Raw genomic sequence first — 19084 nt, 5'->3', positions numbered from 1 at the left:
GAGACATGTCGAAGTCGATCGGTACGGCGGCGCTCAGCCCGAGCGCCGCCGCGGAGCAGCACGCCCTGTCGGACGATGCGCTGTTCCACAAAGTCGCGTGGCGCATCATTCCGTTCCTGTTCCTGTGCTACGTGGTGTCGTTTCTGGATCGCATCAATATCGGCTTCGCGCAGTTGCAGATGAAGCACGATCTCGGCTTCTCCGATGCGATGTACGGCCTCGGCGCCGCCGTGTTCTACGTCGGCTATGTGCTCTTCGAGGTGCCGAGCAATCTGCTGCTCGCGAAGTTCGGCGCGCGCCGCACCTTCACGCGCATCATGCTGCTGTGGGGCGCGGCCTCCGTCGGCATGATGTTCGTATCGACGGCCGGCCACTTCTATCTGCTGCGCTTCCTGCTCGGCGTGTTCGAGGCGGGCTTCTTTCCCGGCATCGTGCTCTATCTGACGTACTGGTTTCCGGCGAAACGGCGCGCGGGCGTGATGTCGGTGTTCTTCGCGGGCGTCGCGGTGGCGGGCGTGTTCGGTGGCCTCGTGTCCGGCTGGATCATGCGCGACATGGCGGGCGTCATGGGCCTGCACGGCTGGCAGTGGATGTTCGCGATCGAAGGCGCGCCCGCGGTGCTGCTCGGCGTCATCGCGCTGCGCCTGCTGGTGGATTCGCCGCGCGATGCGCGCTGGCTCACGCAAGCCGAACAGGATCGCCTCGTCGCGCTGTGCTCCGAATCGAAAGACAGCGCCGATGCGCACGATCGTCACGGCCTGCTCGATGCGCTGCGCAATCCGCGCATCTATCTCTTCGCGTTCATCTACTTTTCGCTGACCTGCGCGTCGCTCACGCTGAGTTTCTGGATGCCGCTGATGATCCGCGATTTCGGCATCACCGATGTGATGTCGGTGAGTCTCTACACCGTCGTGCCGAACGCGATCGGCGCGGTGGGGCTGATCTTCATCGCGCGCCATTCGGATCGTGTCGGCGAGCGGCGCAAGCACTTCGCGTGCTGCACGATCGGCGGCGGCATCGCGCTCGCGGCGCTCACGCTGCACTTCCCGAGCTTTCCGCTGATGCTCGCGATCCTCTCGATCGCGGCCACGCTGATCTTCGCCGCGCTGCCGATTTTCTGGGCCGTGCCTGCGAGCCATCTGCCGGGCAAGAGCGCGGCGGCGGGCATCGCGTTCATCAGCAGCATCGGGATCACGAGCGGGATCGTGAGCCCGTGGGTGATCGGCCAGATCCGCACCGCGACGGGCAGCATGGATCTCGCCGTGCATCTGCTTTCCCTGCTGCTCTTCGCGAGCGGCGCCGCGCTGATGTTCGGGCTGCGCTCCGCCCGCTGAGCGTCAGGCCGCGGTGGATGCCGCGGCCATCGCCTTGAAGTTCTCGGGCGTCGCGAAGGCGAGGTATTCGGCCTGCATGTCGGGCGTGAGGAATTCGAGCATCGTCGAGTTTTCGATCCAGAGCTCGATCACATGAAAGAAGTCGTTGCCGCGCGTGCAGTGCACCGCGCGCCAGCCTTCGCGCTCGCCGATCGCGATGACTTCGTCCGCGCCCAGCTTCGTCGCGATGGCCATGTGGAACGCGCTGTACTGCGGGCGCTTCGATGTCTGCGCGCCGTAGCTCACGCTTTCCTCGTGGCCGCCGCCCGGCGTGATGACCTGATCGCTCGGATACACCTCGATGATGCTGCCGCGATCGTCGCCCGCGACGGCCATCCATGCATCGGGAAACGGCGAGAAGGGCGCGGCGAAGCCTTGCCACAGTTCGGCGAGCACCTGCGCGACGTGCTTCGGATCATTGGCGGGAATGGATGCGTGGAAGATCATCGCGGTGGACTCCGATGGAGAGAGGGATGACTGCGCGGCGATGCTTTCATGGACGGCGCATCGATGTCAATTCGCAGTGCTACCGTGCGCCCGGATTCCTGCAGCGTCTATTGGTCTGAGCGTTTCGGCATGCGTCAGGACGCAGCGCTTGTCCGATAGAAGCGGGCGATATTAAGCCGCTGCCACAGACGGCGTTCCATCACCCCGATGCAAACGCTGCCAGATCCGCCGTCAGCCGCGCCGCATCGCTCAGGAAGACGCCATGCGGCGCGCCTTCATAAACGACGAGCCGCGCATCCGGAATCAGGCGCACCGTGCGCTGCGAAGTCAGTTCGAGCGGATTGGACACATCGCGGTCGCCCTGCACGATGAGCGTCGGCACGTCGATGTCGCGCAGCTCATTGTGGAAATCGCCGCGGCTCACCGTTTCGTTGCACGCGAAGAGCGCCTGGTGCGACGTGCGCAAGGCCATTTCGCGAATCCAGCCGATCATCGCCTCCGACGCTTCCGGCCCGGCGAACGGCCGCGCATTCTCGGCGAGCCATTGCGGATAGTCGGTCAGCAGGTCGTGCTGGAAGGCATCGACATGAGCGCGATCGATGCCGTCCGGATTGTCCGGCGTCTTCGCGAGCATCGGCAAGGTCGATGCGATCAGCGCGAGGCGCGCGACCCGCGCGCTGCCGTGGCGCGTCAGATAGCGCACGGCTTCCGCGCCGCCCATCGAATAGCCGACGAGCGTGATATCGGACAGATCGAGCGCGTCGATGACGGCGGCGAGATCGTCCGCGAGGGTGTCGTAGTCGTAGCCGCCGCCGGGATCGCTCGAACGGCCGTGGCCGCGCCGGTCGAATGCGATGCAGCGAAAGCCCTGTTGCGTGAGCGGCAACATCTGATACGCCCACATGTCGCCCGGCAGCGAATAGCTGGCGACAAAAACGATCGTCTTGCCGTTGCGGGGCGCGCCGTCGTCACGCCAGTCGCGATAGAAAAGCTCGACGCCGTCAGTCGTGCCGATGAAACCCGGGCGGGCGATTCCTGCGCGATCCCGATGCCGATCCCCATGCTGATGCGCGGCCATGTCCGTCTCCTTGTCGATGAACAGTGTGAGTGCATCGTCGCAGGACGAAGTGGGCCGGACAATTACCCCGAAGGTAATAGGCCGCGCGCACAAAAAAAAAGCCGCCCGGAAAGAGGCGGCGAGAGCGCGTCCGCTTGTGGGCTCGTGAATCGAGAGCGGACGCTTGAGGAGACGAGGCCAACTGGATTCAGTATGGCAAAGCCGTGCGCGGCGCACAATCGAGGATTCGAAGCACTGCGTTTCATCATCGAATGATGCTCGCGCGCGGTCATCAGCAGGCGTCGGCGCTCGCCAGTCGCGGATAGCCGGGCTGACCGGAATCGATCGTCGTCACGCATGCGCCGTCGCTGAGATCGAGCGTGCTGTCGATGTCGCGCTTCGAGCCGTCCTTCATCTGGACGCTGTAGCGGTAGACCTTCGCCGTTTGCTCGGGGCTCTTCTGGAACAGGCTCGTCAGATCGAAGCCCAGCCCGACGCCCGCGCCGCCGCCGCTCCAGCCATTGCCGCCGATGCCGCCACCGCCCACGCCGACCGTCGGGCCGGAAGAGGGCGCCGCGCCCGTCGAGACCGTCGTCAGATATTGTTTGCCGACGATGCGGCCGGTCGCGAGCGTGCTGTCTGCGGGCAGCGGCGCCGATGCGCCCGGACCGCTCGCGCACGCGCCGAGCATCGCGAATGCGAAGACCGCGACGCCCGCTCGCGCCGCGCGTTGAATCAAGCGTTGTTCCAGTTTCATTCCAGCCTCTTGCGTGCGAATGCACGCGTTTCATTGGCCCTCGATGCGTGCGCGCGATGTGAAAGCCTCGCGCGCTCACGCCGGCGTGCCCGGAAATGCCGCCGCAAAAAAACGCCGCCCGTAAGAGGGCGGCGCTCGTTGGCGATTCGGTTCGGAACCGGAATGCCGGCGCGCTTCGCGAGGGACGCGAAGCGCGCCGGAATCTTGAACGAATGCGCGCCGCGATGGAACCAGATTCCTCCGATTCAGGCCGCGGCAAATCGATCCGCGTCGTCAGTCCTTCAGCAGATAGGCGACGATCGCATCGCATACGCGCGCGAACATCTGCGTGCCGGTGACGGTCGCGCAGCCGCGTGCGCGGGCCGCCTCGATGAAGGGCGTGAGCGGCGGCTTGGTCACGACATCGCCGACGAAGGTCGTCGGGGAAAGGCGCGATACGTCGATCGGCAGGGGATCGCCGGGACGCATGCCGGCCGGCGACGCGTTCACGATGAGGTCGTAGGTTTCGGCCGGCGCATCGTCGGCGACGCCCACCGCGCCGCGGCCCAGCGCGGCTAGGCGCGAGGCGAGGGCGCCGGTGCGCGCGGCATCGAAATCGCGGATGGCGAGCGACGCGACGCCCGCATCGACGAGCGCGTGACCGATCGCCGAGCCCGCGCCGCCCGCGCCGATCAGGAGCGCGCGTTTGCCTTCGGGTTCGCAGCCCGCATCGCGCAGCGCCGCGACCATGCCGATGCCGTCCGATGCGCCGCCGTGCCAGGTGCCGTCCGCATTGCGCTTGAGCATGTTGACCGCGCCGAGAAACGCGCCTTCATCGGTCAGCGATGCGCAGTAGCCGGTCGCGCTGAACTTGTGCGGCACCGTGATGATCACGCCGTCGCAGTTCTGAAGACGTGCGATGCCCGCGAAGAACGCACCGAGATCGTCGGGCGCGACGTGCGCCGGAATCACGATCGCGTCGCGGCCCGCCGCGCGCAGCGCCGCCGTCACGCCGGACGGCGAGCGCACCTGCGCGATCGGATCGCCGACGATGAAGTACACGCGGGTCGCGCCGCTCAAGCCCGCATCGAGCGATGCGGAAAAAGAAGTGTCCTGCGCCATTGCGTCGATTGCCTCCTGAAAAAATTTGTGAAGTCCGGTTGGTGAATGCTAGTTGAAAATGGAATAGTGTTCAACAAAATTGAATCCACCGCCAAGCAACTAACGGTCAATGATTTCTACCCCCGCAAAAGCTGCAGGCGCAGGAGCACCGACCCAAACCGCTTTGCAGCGCCACGGCCGGACTTCCGCGCGCGTGTCAAAGCACGTCCGGTTCATGCATCACCGGAGCCGCGCCGGCAGCCGCCAGCGCCTCGTGAAGCGTCTCGAATACATTCGAGGCCCCCAGCACTGGCGTGAGCCCGTGCCGGTCCATGTCGCTGCGCAGAAAACGGTTCACGCGCCCGAACTTCACGGCGACGCCGCGTCGGCGCAGCGTCTCCATCAGCTCGCCGATCGTGCGGGCGGCGGAATAATCGAGATCGGTGATCGCGCCCGCATCGACGATGAGATGGCGCAAGCCGTCCGGCGCGGAATCGACGAGCTGCGTCACTTCCGCCGCGAAGAAGTGATCGTTCGCGTAGAACAGGTCCGCGCCGAAGCGGTAGACGATCAGATCCGGCGCGGTCATCGCGCCGGGTTTCGTCGGCGTGAACTGCCAGGGTTTGCCGGGCTCGACGGGCGTGAGCACCATCGTGTGCGGATGGTAGCTGTGGCGCACGTGCCGCATGAGCGACAGCGCGACCGCGAGCAGAATGCCGTGCTCGACGCCCACCAGCACGACGGCGCCGGCCGTGACGAGCGCGAGCATGAACTCGCCCGGGCTCTCGGCGCGAATGTCCGAGAGGCTTTGCAGGTTGATGAGACCGAGCGCGATCGTGAAGACGATCGCCGCCAGCACGCAATGCGGCAGATAGCGCAGATAAGCGCTCAGAAACAGCAGCACGATCGCGACGACCGCCGCGAAAACGAGCTGTCCGAACTGGCTGCGCGTGCCGGCGCGCTCGGCCATCGCGGTTTGCGTCGGGCTGCCGTTGACGACGAAGGTGCCGCTCACGGCCGCCGCCGCGTTGGCTGCCGCGAGGCCGAGGATATCGCTGTTGGTATCGACGTCCTCCCGATACTGCTGCGCGAACACGCGCGACGCCGCCGCGCTCTGCGCGATGATCATCACGAAGCACGAGGCCGCGACGGGCACGAGGTCGAGAAACTGCTGCCACGTGACATCGGGAAAGCGTATCGGAGGCAAGCCGCCTTCGATCGCGCCGAGCACCGATATGCCGTGCGCGGCGAAGTCGAACATGCTGCTCGCGGCGATGCTGCCGATCACCGCGACGAGCGGCATCGGAAAGCGCGGCGCGAAGCGCTTGCAGCCGAGGATCGCGACGATCACGCCGAGCGCGAGCATGAGCGTCGGCCCGTGCGCGTGCATCGCGTGTTCGATGACGTACAGGAGCTGCGCGAGGCTGCGTGACGACGGATACGGCACCGTCATGCCGAACAGATCGCCGAGCATCGCGATCGCCACTTGCACGCCCACGCCCGCAAGAAAACCGACGAGCACCGTGCGCGACAGAAAATCGGCCAGAAAGCCGAGCTTGAAGAGCCGCGCGAGCAGCAGGAGCGCGGCGGTCTGCAGCGCGACCATGCCCGCGAGCGCGACGTATTCGGGGCTGCCCATCGCGGACATCGACGAAACCTTGCTCGCGAAGATCGTCGCGGTGGCGGAGTCGGCCGCGACGACGAGATGCCGCGACGCGCCGAAGAGCGCGAACGCGAGGAGCGGCAGGAACGCGGTGTAAAGCCCCGTCACCGCGGGCATGCCGGCGATGCGCGCATAGCCGAGCACCTGCGGGATATCCATCGACGCGAGCGAGACGCCGGCGAGCGCATCGCGCAACGCCGCGGCCCGGTCGATCGGAAGGATGCCTTTGAGAAGCCGCGTGCTCACGGCCGGCGTTCGAGTCGAATCTTGCATGCGTGACACCGTGTTCCTGAAGAAGCGAATCGTGCCCCAATGAACAGGCGATGCCAAGACTCGGTTCGCCCTAGCGACAGCGGTCTCAAAAAAGAGCTTGGCTTCGATCGTTGTTTTAGAATAGCATTCCACTATCAAAGCGAGTTCTACAGGAAACACGAATTTCGCATCGTCGGAGAAACGGCGGCGCGAACGAGACGGAGCGGACGGATGGCGGAGACACTGGACAAACTGGGGCAGAACGAAACGTTCGATGTAGTGGTGATCGGCGCGGGCGGCGCGGGTATGTCGGCGGCGCTCGTCGCGGCGATCGACGGCGCGCGCGTGCTGCTCGTCGAAAGCACGGAATACGTGGGCGGCACGACGGCCTTCTCGGCGGGCACGACGTGGATTCCGGCGTCGATGCACGCGGCGAGCGTCAATCGCGACGATACTTCCGCGATCGCCGAGGGCTTTCTGAACCGCGCCGTTGGCGGACACAGCAGCGCGGCGATGCGAAAAGCGTTTCTGGAAGCAGGGCCGAAGGCGGTCGCGCATATCGAAGCGAATTCCGAGGTGAAATATCGCGCGCGCCCGTTTCATCCGGACTATTTGTCCGAAGTCGAAGGCTCGACGCTGCGCGGCCGCGCGCTGGAGCCGCTGCCCTTCGACGGCCGCAAGCTCGGCCGCGCGTTTTCTCTGATCCGTCCGCCGATTCCCGAATTCACCGTGCTCGGCGGCATGATGGTGGACCGCGACGACGTCGGGCATCTGCTCAACATGACGAAATCGTTCGCATCGTTCGGACACGCCGCGAAGCTCCTCGCGCGTCACGCGCGCGACCGCCTGAGTTCGCCTCGCGGCACGCGGCTCGTGATGGGCAACGCGCTGATCGGACGCCTGCTGTATTCGCTGCTGCAGCGCGGCGTCACGGTGCTGACGGGCACGAAGGTCGAAGCCGTGCATACGGGCGCGAACGGCATCGAAGGCGTGACGCTCAGTTGTGTCAACGAGCGGCGGCGCGTCGCCGTGAAGGGCGGCGTGATTCTCGCGAGCGGCGGATTCAATCGGCATTCGACGCGTCGCGGCGAGATGCTGCCGGGCGCCGATCCCGCGTGGTGCCCCGGCGCGCCCGGCCACACCGGAAACGCGCAGGATCTCGCCCTCGCGGCGGGCGCGCGCTTCGGTGAAGGCGCGCTGTCGAACGCGTTCTGGGCGCCGGTCTCCGTGCGCACGCGCGCCGACGGCACGACCGCCGTGTTTCCGCACTTCATCATGGATCGCGGCAAGCCGGGCATGATCACCGTGAACAAAACCGGCAAGCGGTTTCTCAACGAGAACACGTCGTATCACCTCTTCGGCATCGCGATGCAGCGAGCGAACAAGTCGGCGCCCGCTGTGCCCGCGTATCTCGTCACGGACTCCGAAGGGCTGCGCAAATACGGGCTTGGCATGGTGCGCCCGGGCGGCAAGGGCCTCGCGCCGTTTCTTGCCGATGGCTATCTCGTCGAAGGCAGGACGCTCGATGAACTCGCGGGCAAGCTCGGCATCGACAAGGCGGGTCTCGCCGACAGCGTCGCGCGCAACAATCGCTATGCGCAGACGGGCGTCGACGCGGATTTTCAGCGCGGCACGACGGACTACCAGAACGCCAACGGCGACGCCAGCTGGACCGGCCCGAACAAGTGCCTCGGTCCGATCGGCCAGGCGCCTTTCTATGCGGTGCGGCTGTATCCGGGCGATATCGGCGCGGCGACCGGCCTCGTCACCGATACCGACGCGCGCGTGCTGAATCGCGACGACCAGCCGATCGGCGGCCTCTACGCCTGCGGCAACGACATGCAATCGGTGATGGGCGGCGTCTATCCCGGCCCCGGCATCACGCTCGGGCCCGGTCTCGCGTTCGGCTATCTCGCGGCGCGGCATGCGGCGGCGCGCGCGAGACAGCCGTCGAGCGCGGCGCTCACCGACGCGCGCGACGAAGCGCTCACGTTGCCGATCGACCTCCAATCTCCCGCGCACGCCAGATGAAGCACGAACCGATTCTCGAATGCGATGTCCTCGTGCTCGGCTCCGGCGCGGGCGGTTTGTCGACGGCCGTCACGGCGGCGACGCAAGGCTTGTCCGTGCTCGTCTGCGAGAAGGAAGACGTGTTCGGCGGCACGACCGCGTGGTCGGGCGGCTGGATGTGGATTCCGCGCAGTCCGCTCGCGACGCGCGCGGGCATCGTCGAAGATGACGACGCGCCGCGCACGTATCTGAAGAGCGAACTCGGCGCGCATTTCGACGCCGCCAAAGCCGATGCGCTCATCGAGCACGGCCCGCGCATGGTCGAATTCTTCGAGCGCAATACGTCGATGCGCTTCATCGACGGCAATCGCATCCCCGATTTCCACACGACGCAAGGCGCGGCCACCGGCGGGCGCTCCGTCTGCGCGATGCCGTTCGATGGACGCGAGCTCGGTCCGCTCATCGGCAAACTGCGCCCGCCCCTGGACGAAGTGACGGTCAAGGGCATGGCGATCGCGTCGGGACAGGACCTCGCGCATTTTTTGAACGCGACGCGCAACGCAAAATCCGCATGGCACGTGATGAAGCGCTTCGCCGCGTTCGCGTGGCACACGCTGCGCTATCGGCGCTCGATGCATCTCGTGAACGGCAACGCGCTCGTCGCGCGGCTGCTGAAATCGGCGGCCGATCGTGGCCTCGATCTGCGCACGCGGGCGAAGGCCGTGTCGCTCACGCGCGAAGCGCATCGCGTGACGGGCGCGCGTGTCGAGATCGAAGGCGTGATGCATGAAGTGCGCGCGCGACGCGGCGTCGTGCTCGCGTGCGGCGGTTATCCGCACGACGCGCAGCGTCAGGCCGCGACCTTTCCCTACGCGCCGCACTGGTCCGCCGCGCCGAAAAGCAATACCGGCGACGGCATTCGCCTCGGCGAAGCGGCAGGCGCGCATTTCGACGCGTCGCTCGAAGCGCCCGCCGCGTGGGCGCCGGTGTCGCTGGTGCCGAAGGGCCGCGGCGATGCGGTCGCGTTTCCGCATCTCATCGAGCGCGCGAAGCCCGGTGTGATCGCCGTGACGCGCGCGGGCAGGCGCTTCACGAACGAGGCGTCGTCGTATTACGACTTCATCTCCGCGCTCATCGGCACAACGCGGCCGGGCGAGGAAGTGTGCGCGTGGCTCGTCTGCGACCATCGGTTTCAGCGGCGTTATGGGCTCGGATTCGCGAAGCCGTTTCCGTTTCCGCTCGGGCCGTATGAACGCTCGGGCTATCTGAAATCCGCGCCGACGCTCGACGCATTGGCGCAGCAATGCGGCATCGACGCGCGCGGGCTGGCCGATACCGTCGCCACTTACAACGCGTATGCCAAAGACGGTTTCGATCCGCAATTCCACAAAGGTTCGACGCCCTATAACCGCGTGCAGGGCGATGCATCGCACGGGCCGAATCCGTGTCTCGCGCCGATCGTCGAAGGCCCGTTCCATGCGGTGAAGATTCTGCCGGGCAGCCTCGGCACCTTCGCCGGTCTTTCGACGGATGCGCGCTCGCGCGTGCTCGACGAATCGCACGCGCCGATACCCGGCCTCTACGCGGTCGGCAACGACGCCGCGAGCATGATGGGCGGACACTATCCCGCCGGCGGCATCACGCTCGGACCCGCGATGACCTTCGGCTATCTCACGGGCCTCGAACTGGCGCAACCGGCCCAGGCCGCGCAACCGGCGCGCGAAGAAAACATCACACATCTTTCGGACATCAAACAGGCAAGGACTCTGCTATGACTCTGTACGACACAGTCACGTTGACGGTGAAGATCGGCGCGAACGCGCAGGTCTTCGAGAACATCAAGGCGAGCGGCGACGCGCCCGGCTCGAAGCTGCTCGGCTGCTGGTATTCGGACATCGGCGCGTTGGGTAAAGTGATGGTGCTGCGCGGCTTCGAATCGGAAGCGGCGTTGATAAAAGAGCGCCAGCGCCTGCTGCTCGAAGGCAATCCGTTCGGCTGCGGCGAACTCATCACCGATGTCGAAGTGAACAGCTACGCGCTCTTCCCGTTCCTGCCGCCGATCGAACCGGCGGAGCACGGCGGCATCTACGAGATGCGCGTGTACGGCACGAAGCTCGCGAGCCTGCAACACACGATCGACGCGTGGAAGAACGCCGTGCCGGAGCGCACGAAGCGCTCGCCGCTCATCGGCGCGATGTACGCGCTCGACGGCACCGTGCCGCGCTTTCTGAACATCTGGCCGTACAAGAGCGTGGACGAGCGTTCGCGCATTCGCGCGGAAGCGGTGAAGGACGGCATCTGGCCACCGAAGGGCGGACCGGCTCATCTGACGACGATGGAATCGACCATCTACGTGCCCGCGCCGTTCTCGCCGCTGCGCTAACCGGAGACTCAGCGATGTCACGACGCAAGCTGTCTTTATCCGCGCTGACGGTGCTCGAACTGACGCCGCCGCAGATGGTCGAGTGCGCGGCGCAGGCGGGTTACGATTTCGTCGGCCTGCGGCTTCTGCCCGCGACCGATACGGAAGTGCGCCACGAGATCATCGGCGCGACGGCGTTGAAGCACGAAACGCTCGCGGCCGTCAGAGACACCGGCATCGGCGTGCTCGATGCGGAAATCCTGCGCCTCAAGCCCGATACGAACGTCGCCGATTACGAACCGATGCTCGCGACCGCCGCCGAGCTGGGCGCGCGCTACGTGCTCGTCGCGGGCAACGATCCCGACGAGGCGCGCACGGCCGAACGGCTCGCGGCGCTGTGCGATCTGGCGAAGCCGTATGGCCTGTCGCCGTCGCTCGAACCGATGCCCTGGACCGATGCGAAGGACATCGTGCAGGGCGCGCGCATCGTGAGGGCGGCGGGGCGCGCGAACACGGGCCTCATCATCGATCCGATTCACTTCGACCGCGCCGGGTCGTCGACGGACACGCTGCGCGAACTGCCGCGCGAATGGTTCGGCTACGTGCAGTTCTGCGACGCGCCCGCCGAGCGCCCCGCCGATCTCGACACGCTGCTCTATCAGGCGCGCGCCGAGCGCATGATTCCGGGCGAGGGCGGGCTGGATCTCGCCGGCATCCTGCGGGCGCTGCCGGACGGCTTGCCGCTGTCGATCGAAGTGCCGATGAACGCATGGGCGAAAACCGCCGATGCGCTCACGCGTGCGAAGCGCCTGCGGGATGCCACGCTCGCGGTGCTGGAGGAGGTCTACGCGCAACATTGAGCGCTGGCAGTTGAATTCCGGGCTGGAATCGTGTTCTCATTTCAGAATCGGAACTTCGAGAGACTGAAAGATGGCGGGAAATCTGGAACGGGCGTTGTCGATCATCGAGCTGCTGGCGAAAAACGGCGGGCGCATGCAGCTCGCCAGCATCGCCGATACGCTCAACATTCCGCGCAGCGGCACGCATCGCCTGCTCGCGATGCTGATCGACGAAGGCTATGTCCGGCAGGACGAGGATCACGGCGAGTACATGCTCGCGCTGAAGCTCGTGTCGCTCGCGCTCATCTATCTGTCGACGGGCGGCGTGCTCGACGTGTCGCAGCCGGTGCTCGACCGGCTCGCGGCGCAGTCGGGCGAACTGGCGCGTCTGGGTGTCGTCGAGGACGATCACATCACGTTCGTCGGCAAGGCGCAGGGCGCGAAGTCGGGCCTGCGCTATGACCCCGACATGGGCAGCCAGCCGCCCTTGCATTGCACGGCGAGCGGGCAGGCGTGGCTGTCGTCGCTGACGGATGAAGAAGCGCTCGCGCTCGTGTCGAAGCAGGGCGGGCTCGGCAAGCCGGGGCAGGGCGGGCCGAAGGCGCCGAAAACCATTCAGCAGTTTCTCGCGGATCTGCACGCCGCCCGCAAGCGCGGCTATGGCATCGCGAGCGAGACGTACGAGGCCGGCATGACATCGATGGCCGCGCCGATTCATCATCCGGTGACGGGTGTCGTGGTCGGCGTGGTGAGTCTCGCCGGACCGACGAGCCGCCTGCCCGAGGCGCGGCTGAAGGAACTCGCGCCGGCGCTGCTCGAAGCGGCGTCGGACATGGGCGCGGCCACGTTGAGCTCGCCTTATTTCAAGCGATCGCTGGTGAAGCCCGAGGACCACGCGGCGGCTTCGGCGCCCGCTGAAAAGGCCGCGAGGAAGGCGAAAGCGAAGAGCGTGAACACGGTCTGATGACGGGCCGACAGCCGGCGCGGATTGGCCGAATGGCCGAGATGACGCAGCGGAAATAGCTGCGTTATGATGGTTTTCATCATGAAACGAGAACTCGAAATGCCTACCCCGCTCGATCCCATCGTGTCCGAATTCGCCACTGTCGAAGAAGCGGAAGCTTATGACCAGTGGTTTCGGGAAAAGATTCAGGCTGCACGCGACAATCCCGGTCCTCTCATCCCTCACGATGAAGCGATGGCGCGTATTCGCAACAAGCTTCAGGCCAAAATCAAGGAAAAAGAGAAAGCGCGAAAGTGATGCTGCCTATTCGATGGACGACCAAAGCGCTCAACAACCTTGAGGAACTGACCGATCACATTGCCGAAGACAGCGCGTGGGCAGCGGTCGATATATTCGAACAAATCCAAAATGCTGTCATTCCCGCCGGGACTCATCCTTACCTCTTTCGTCCGGGACGCGTCGCCGGCACGCGCGAGATCGTCGCTCATCCGAACTACATCGTTGTCTATGAAATCGTCGACGGATGGATCCAAGTGATGGGTGTCGTGCATTCACGACGGCAATATCCCATATGACGTTTCCGGACCGATGCGTCCCTTCCCGCGATAGAACCCGTCACTGCGCATCCACCACATCCGGCGCGGGCACGCCGCCCGTCGCCATCCACAGCACTTCGGCGTCTTCTTCGCTCGTCGAAATGGCCGCGTGGCCGGTGCGGCTGTCGAAGTAGATGCTGTCGCCGGCGTTCAGATGCGTCGGCGCGTAGAGTTCCGAATAGAGGCACACGCTGCCGCTGATCACATAGAGAAACTCCTCGCCTTCGTGGCGGCCCCAGTCGTCGAAGGCGTCGAGCGTATGCGCCGAGATGCGGATGCGAAACGGCAGCATCGCCTTGTGCGCGAGCTCGGTGGCGAGCAGTTCCATCTGATAGCCGCGATACGCGTGGCGCCGGCCTTCGTCCTTGCGCGTGAGCGCGCGCCGCCCGCTCGCGCTCGGCGCGGGCGCCGTGCCGAAAAGTTCGGCGAGATCGATCTGCAGGCCGCGCACGATTTTCTGCAGCACGTCGAAAGTCGGCGACATCAAGCCGTTCTCGATCTTCGACAGCGCCGAGCGCGACACGCCGCACATCCGGCTAGCCGTCTCGAGCGTCAGGTCATGCGCGAGCCGCGCGCGTTTCACCCGGCGTCCGAGATCGGCTGCGGATTGTTCGGGCGAATTTTTCGTGCTGAGGCTGGGCATAGGGTAAGCGTTTTGTTTCCGATAATAACATCGCGTGAATCCCGCGAAGGGATCGGGGCAAAGCCTCGAAACAAGCCGAATCTACCGCCGTGCAAGGCTGCACGCATTGGTGACAACCCCAATATAGTCCGCTGTTGTGAGCGGCGACGGCAGCGCGTATAGTCTCCTGACTCACGAAAGTTTCTTATCAGAAACTTTCGCTCAGACGAACGAACCCGCATCGAAAGGACTTCATCGTGAACGCACAATCGATTCTTTCCGACCTCGGCATCGCGAGCCTCGTCACCGACGGCGACATGGTCGCCACTTCGCCGATCACGGGCGAAGTCATCGGCCGGGTGAAACAGCACACCACCGCCGATGTCGACGCCGCCCTCGGCGCCGCGCGCAGCGCCTTCACCGCGTGGCGCAACGTGCCCGCGCCGCGCCGTGGCGAGCTCGTGCGCCTGCTCGGCAACCGGCTGCGCGAGAAGAAGGAGGCACTCGGCCGCCTCGTGTCGCTGGAAGCGGGCAAGATTCTCCAGGAAGGCCTGGGCGAAGTGCAGGAAATGATCGATATCTGCGATTTCGCCGTCGGCCTCTCGCGCCAGTTGTACGGCCTGACGATCGCGTCGGAGCGCCCCGGGCATCGCATGGCGGAGACGTGGCATCCGTTCGGCGTGTGCACGATCATCTCGGCGTTCAATTTCCCGGTCGCGGTGTGGTCGTGGAACGCGGCGCTCGCGCTCGTGTGCGGCAACGCCGTCGTGTGGAAGCCGTCCGAAAAGACGCCGCTCACCGCGCTCGCGGTCGACCGCATTCTGCGCGATGCCATCGACGAATTCGGTTCCGCGCCGGCGGGCCTCGCCTCGGTAATCATCGGCGGGCGCGACGTCGGCGCGGCGCTCGTCGCGGACAAGCGCTCGGACATCGTCAGCGCGACGGGCAGCACGGCAATGGGCCGCAAGGTCGGCGTCGCGGTGGCGGAGCGCTTCGGCCGCTCGATTCTGGAGCTGGGCGGCAACAACGCGGGCATCGTGTCGCAGACGGCCAATCGCGATCTCGCGCTGCGCGGCATCCTGTTTTCGGCGGTCGGCACGGCGGGGCAGCGCTGCACGTCGCTGCGGCGTCTTTTCGTGCATGACAGCATCTACGACGAAACGGTCTCGCGCCTGAAGGATCTCTACGCGAAAGTGCCCGTCGGCAATCCGCTGGAGCCGGGCGTGCTGATGGGGCCGCTCATCGATGTTCAAGCGTTCGCGCGCATGCAGGACGCGCTCGAGCAGGCAAAGGGCGAGGGCGGCAAGGTATTCGGCGGCGAGCGTGTCAGCGTGAAGGGCAGCGAAAACGGCTACTACGTGCGCCCGGCGCTCGTCGAAATGCCGTCGCAGACGGAAGTCGTGCTGAAGGAAACCTTCGCACCGATTCTCTACGTGATGCGTTATTCCGATTTCGACGAAGCCATCGCCGCGAACAACGCAGCCGCGCATGGCTTGTCGTCGTGCGCGTTCACGACCGATCTGCGCGAGGCGGAGCGCTTCCTGTCGGCGTCGGGCAGCGATTGCGGCATCGCGAACGTGAACATCGGGCCGAGCGGCGCGGAGATCGGCGGGGCATTCGGCGGCGAAAAGGAAACGGGCGGCGGACGCGAATCGGGCTCGGATGCGTGGAAAGCCTATATGCGCCGCGCGACCAACACGATCAACTACTCGTCGGAATTGCCGCTCGCGCAGGGCATCGACTTCAATCTCGGCTGAAGCACAACGGTCCGGAGGCGGCGTGGCTTCTCAAGTGGTGATCGTGGGTGGCGGCGTGATCGGCAGCTCGGTCGCGTATTTTCTGCGTCTGTCGGACCCGACCGTGCAAGTGACGGTCATCGAGCGCGATCCGACTTACGCGCGCTCGTCGTCGGCGCTGTCGGCGGCGTCGATCCGGCAGCAGTTCTCGACACCGCTTTCGGTGCGCATGTCGCTCTTCGGCATCGAGTTCCTGCGCTCGATCGGCGAGCGGCTCGAAGTGAACGGCGAACGCCCGTCGATCGATCTGCATGAAGGCGGCTATCTCTTCCTCGCGACCGCACCGGGCGCCGCGACGCTGCGCGAGAACCACGCGCTGCAACGCGAGCTCGGCGCGGATATCAGCCTGCTCGATCGCGCGCAGTTGCAGGCGCGCTTTCCGTGGCTCAACGCGGAAGATCTGGCGGCCGGCACGTTCGGCGAAAGCGGCGAAGGCTGGTTCGACGGCTACGGTCTCGTGCAGGCGTTGCGTCGCAAGGCGCAATCGCTCGGCGCGCGTTATGTGGCGACGGATGTGATCGGCATCGAGCGCGACGGGCGCCGCGCGACAGCCGTGCGCGCGTCCAACGGCGAGACCTATGCGTGCGATGTCGTCGTGAACGCGGCGGGCGCGTGGTCGCGTTCGATCGCGGCGATGCTCGGCATCGACATTCCGGTGTACGCGCGCCGCCGCAGCATCTTCAACGTGTCGTCGCCGGCGAAGCTCGAACGTGCGCCTTTGCTGATCGATCCGAGCGGCGTCTATTTCCGCCCCGAAGGGCGCACCTATATTTGCGGCACATCGCCCTCGGCGGACAACGATCCCGACGACCTGCCGCTCGACGAAGTCGACCACGCGCTGTTCGACGACGTGATCTGGCCTACCCTCGCGCATCGCGTGCCGGCATTCGAGGCGTTGCGCGTCGAACGCTGCTGGTCCGGCTATTACGAATACAACGTACTCGACCAGAACGCGATCATCGGGTATCACCCGGACATCGCTAATTGCATCTTCGCGAATGGATTCAGCGGACACGGCCTGCAGCAAGGCCCGGCAACGGGGCGCGGCGTGAGCGAACTGATTTTGCGCGGACGTTACGAAACGCTCGATTTATCGCCGCTCGACTGGACGCGCGTATTGGAAGGCAGGCCGATCGTGGAAAAGAATGTCGTATAACTGATAGAAGACTTACGAATCCCGCTTTCCCTAATCGATGATTTAAGTCAGCCCGGCCGCAGACCGGGCATTTTTTTCGCTGGGAAGAGAGATAAGCGGATTGACACCGCTCCGGTTTGCGTTTCGAACGGGCATTCTTATCATCATCGCCATGCGTTCGCGCTGCGTCCATTAATGAAATCCACTAGGGCCAGCGGCTTTCGATAAGCGCATTCTGGAACCATCAGACGCTTCTCGCGCTTCAACCTAAAGGAGACAAAACATGGAAGCCAATACGAGCGCACATTTCTATGCCTGGATCGACGACGGCGAAATGCCTCACGACACGAGTGTGCCCGTGTCGCACCTCTCCAGCCAGGTATCCGCCGCACCCGAGTATGTCGCGGAGATTTGCGGACGTTTCGGAAAAACCGAAGAGGAAAAAAACTCCTGTGTGATTCGCGGATATAACTGAATGCCTTAAAGCAGGTGTTGCGCGCGTGACACGGTCTGTCATGTTGCACTAAACGCGCACATAAAGACGTATCGCGCGATTCATGACCGCACTTCATGAAACGCGCCGCGCCGGTGAAATTCGACCGGCGATGCGAAGTTTGTGTGCGCTGTCAAACAGAGAACGGCTTGGCGATCCTGGCGATTGCCTCGACGCAAATGAACCCGCCGCGTGCGGGTTTTTCAATTGCGCGGCGCATTTTGCGCATTCCGATCCGCCCGGCAGCCCGCGTCCGTCGATGGCACAATCGCTCGCAACGCAGGCTTATCAGGAGCAAAGGTGGCGAATCTGGATCTGGACAATCCGTTTCTCGAAGCGCTCGGCGCGATCTTCACGGAGTGGCGCGCGGGCTACGCCGAGTTCACGATGCCGATACACGCGGGTCATCTGAACCGGCAGCGCATCCTGCAAGGCGGCGCGATCGCCACGCTGCTCGACGCGGCCTGCGGCTACGCGGGCCTTTTCACGACGGGCGCCGCGCCCGTGCACGGCTTCACGCTTTCGCTCACGGTGAACTATCTCGATCGCGGCATCGGCGACAAGGTCGTCGCGAAGGGTTTTCTCGAACGGCAGGGGCGCTCCGTCTACTTCGCGCGCGGCGAGGCATGGGTCGACGACCGCGTGATGATCGCGAGCGCGCAAGGCACGTTCAAGTACGCGCGCTGAGCGGGCACCTCCGACGATGGCCACCCGAAATCTGCTCAGGCGTCTCGATCTCACGACGCTGCAACTGTTTCTCGCCGTGTTCGAGGAAGGCACACTCACGCGCGCGGCGGAGCGCGAGGCGATCGCGGTCTCCGCGGCGAGCAAGCGGCTGCTCGAACTGGAGCAGGCCGTGGGCGCCGTGCTCTTCGAGCGCAAGGCACGCGGGATGGACCTCACGCCGGCGGGCGAAACGCTGCTGCATCATGCGCGGCGCGTGTTGCGCGATGTCGAGAACATCGGCATCGAACTGGCGGAGCACGCGAGCGGCGTGCGCGGCTATGTGCGGATGATGGCGAACCTCTCCGCGATCGTCGAATTCCTGCCGGAGGACTTGCGCGCGTTCATCTCCGTGCACGACCAGATCAAGATCGATCTCGAAGAGCGGCCGAGCGGCGGCATCGTCGATGGCGTGGCCGACAGTCTCGTCGATCTGGGCATCTGTTCCGGCGACGCCGACACGCGCGGCCTCGAGTCCGCGCATTACCGGCACGACCGGCTTTGCATCGTGACGCCCGGCGATCATCCGCTCGCGCATCGGGCGAGCGTCGCGTTCGCGGACACGCTCGACTTCGACCACATCGGCCTGCATTCGGCGAGCTCGATCAACATGCGTACGCATCTCGCCGCGCGTCAGGCGGGCCGCGCGCTGCGGCTGCGCATCCACGTGCCTGGCTTCGATGCCGTGTGCCGCATGGTGCAGGCGGGCATGGGCGTCGGCGTGCTGCCGCTGCAGGTTTTCGAGGCGATGGGGCGTCAGCTCGGGCTTGCCGCCGTGCCGCTCGACGAGGAATGGGCCGCGCGCAGCCTCGTGATCGTCGTGCGCGATTCGGAGGCGCTTTCGCCCGTGAGCCGCCTGCTGTTCGATCATCTGCGGACCGTCGAAGCGCGCGTCTAGCTTTCGAAAACCCCGCG

General features: G+C 65.4%; 19 protein-coding genes. 13 read left to right on the top strand and 6 right to left on the bottom strand.

What is annotated here, in order from left to right; genetic code table 11:
• Positions 1-5: 5 nt before the first annotated feature.
• Positions 6-1334: an MFS transporter gene (locus AWB78_RS08305; RefSeq protein WP_062604090.1), complete on the top strand. Its 1329-nt coding sequence runs from the start codon at positions 6-8 to the stop codon at positions 1332-1334.
• A gap of 3 nt (positions 1335-1337) precedes the next feature.
• Here the strand turns inward: AWB78_RS08305 and AWB78_RS08300 are convergent, their stop codons facing one another.
• The 5 genes from AWB78_RS08300 to AWB78_RS08280 all read right to left on the bottom strand — a co-directional run bounded on the left by AWB78_RS08300 (position 1338) and on the right by AWB78_RS08280 (position 6650).
• A complete protein-coding gene (locus tag AWB78_RS08300) occupies positions 1338-1820 on the bottom strand; it encodes a hypothetical protein (protein ID WP_062604089.1) in 483 nt (160 codons plus the stop codon).
• 199 nt (positions 1821-2019) lie between these two features.
• Positions 2020-2898, bottom strand: a complete 879-nt coding sequence (locus AWB78_RS08295; RefSeq protein ID WP_062604088.1) for an alpha/beta fold hydrolase — start codon at positions 2896-2898, stop codon at positions 2020-2022.
• A gap of 271 nt (positions 2899-3169) precedes the next feature.
• Positions 3170-3634, bottom strand: a complete 465-nt coding sequence (locus AWB78_RS08290) for a hypothetical protein (RefSeq protein ID WP_062604087.1) — start codon at positions 3632-3634, stop codon at positions 3170-3172.
• 273 nt (positions 3635-3907) lie between these two features.
• Positions 3908-4735: a shikimate dehydrogenase family protein gene (locus AWB78_RS08285; RefSeq protein ID WP_062604086.1), complete on the bottom strand. Its 828-nt coding sequence runs from the start codon at positions 4733-4735 to the stop codon at positions 3908-3910.
• A gap of 196 nt (positions 4736-4931) precedes the next feature.
• Positions 4932-6650, bottom strand: a complete 1719-nt coding sequence (locus AWB78_RS08280; protein ID WP_062604085.1) for a SulP family inorganic anion transporter — start codon at positions 6648-6650, stop codon at positions 4932-4934.
• 210 nt (positions 6651-6860) lie between these two features.
• Here AWB78_RS08280 and AWB78_RS08275 point away from each other — a divergent pair, with 210 nt between their 5' ends.
• The 7 genes from AWB78_RS08275 (at position 6861) to AWB78_RS08245 (ending at position 13379) form a co-directional block, all read left to right on the top strand.
• Positions 6861-8660: an FAD-dependent oxidoreductase gene (locus AWB78_RS08275; protein WP_062604084.1), complete on the top strand. Its 1800-nt coding sequence runs from the start codon at positions 6861-6863 to the stop codon at positions 8658-8660.
• Positions 8657-10414, top strand: a complete 1758-nt coding sequence (locus tag AWB78_RS08270) for an FAD-dependent oxidoreductase (protein ID WP_062604083.1) — start codon at positions 8657-8659, stop codon at positions 10412-10414. Before AWB78_RS08275 ends, AWB78_RS08270 begins: the two co-directional genes overlap by 4 nt.
• Positions 10411-11022: an NIPSNAP family protein gene (locus AWB78_RS08265; RefSeq protein WP_062604082.1), complete on the top strand. Its 612-nt coding sequence runs from the start codon at positions 10411-10413 to the stop codon at positions 11020-11022. Before AWB78_RS08270 ends, AWB78_RS08265 begins: the two co-directional genes overlap by 4 nt.
• A 14-nt stretch (positions 11023-11036) precedes the next feature.
• On the top strand, positions 11037-11861 hold the full coding sequence (locus tag AWB78_RS08260; protein ID WP_062604081.1) for a sugar phosphate isomerase/epimerase family protein: 825 nt from the start codon (positions 11037-11039) through the stop codon (positions 11859-11861).
• A gap of 70 nt (positions 11862-11931) precedes the next feature.
• Positions 11932-12804: an IclR family transcriptional regulator gene (locus AWB78_RS08255; protein WP_062604080.1), complete on the top strand. Its 873-nt coding sequence runs from the start codon at positions 11932-11934 to the stop codon at positions 12802-12804.
• A gap of 81 nt (positions 12805-12885) precedes the next feature.
• Positions 12886-13101, top strand: a complete 216-nt coding sequence (relB, locus tag AWB78_RS08250) for a type II toxin-antitoxin system RelB family antitoxin (protein ID WP_198399238.1) — start codon at positions 12886-12888, stop codon at positions 13099-13101.
• Entirely contained in the window at positions 13101-13379 is a 279-nt protein-coding gene (locus tag AWB78_RS08245; protein WP_062604079.1) for a type II toxin-antitoxin system RelE/ParE family toxin, read from the top strand. The genes relB and AWB78_RS08245 overlap by 1 nt, the downstream gene beginning before the upstream one ends.
• Before the next feature lie 40 nt (positions 13380-13419).
• Here AWB78_RS08245 and AWB78_RS08240 read toward each other — a convergent pair whose 3' ends face one another.
• Positions 13420-14043 carry a helix-turn-helix domain-containing protein gene (locus tag AWB78_RS08240; RefSeq protein WP_062604078.1) on the bottom strand — a complete coding sequence of 208 codons (624 nt, stop codon included), beginning with the start codon at positions 14041-14043 and terminating at the stop codon, positions 13420-13422.
• A gap of 236 nt (positions 14044-14279) precedes the next feature.
• Here AWB78_RS08240 and amaB point away from each other — a divergent pair, with 236 nt between their 5' ends.
• From amaB to AWB78_RS08215, 5 genes are all read left to right on the top strand, one after another.
• The gene (amaB, locus tag AWB78_RS08235) at positions 14280-15779 is read left to right on the top strand and encodes an L-piperidine-6-carboxylate dehydrogenase (RefSeq protein ID WP_062604077.1); all 1500 of its coding nucleotides are present in this window, start codon (positions 14280-14282) and stop codon (positions 15777-15779) included.
• Positions 15780-15801: 22 nt separating this feature from the next.
• Positions 15802-16974, top strand: coding sequence for an NAD(P)/FAD-dependent oxidoreductase (locus AWB78_RS08230; protein ID WP_062604076.1), 1173 nt, complete (start codon positions 15802-15804; stop codon positions 16972-16974).
• A 262-nt stretch (positions 16975-17236) separates the two neighbouring features.
• Positions 17237-17428 carry a hypothetical protein gene (locus AWB78_RS08225; RefSeq protein ID WP_062604075.1) on the top strand — a complete coding sequence of 64 codons (192 nt, stop codon included), beginning with the start codon at positions 17237-17239 and terminating at the stop codon, positions 17426-17428.
• Between the two features lie 318 nt (positions 17429-17746).
• Positions 17747-18133 carry a PaaI family thioesterase gene (locus AWB78_RS08220; RefSeq protein ID WP_062604074.1) on the top strand — a complete coding sequence of 129 codons (387 nt, stop codon included), beginning with the start codon at positions 17747-17749 and terminating at the stop codon, positions 18131-18133.
• A gap of 16 nt (positions 18134-18149) precedes the next feature.
• Positions 18150-19067, top strand: a complete 918-nt coding sequence (locus AWB78_RS08215; RefSeq protein ID WP_062604073.1) for a LysR family transcriptional regulator — start codon at positions 18150-18152, stop codon at positions 19065-19067.
• Positions 19068-19084 lie beyond the last annotated feature (17 nt).

This window comes from Caballeronia calidae (assembly GCF_900044055.2).
In the GTDB taxonomy this organism is placed as follows: Bacteria; Pseudomonadota; Gammaproteobacteria; order Burkholderiales; family Burkholderiaceae; genus Caballeronia; species Caballeronia calidae.
This window is presented reverse-complemented; position numbering and strand designations above follow the sequence as displayed.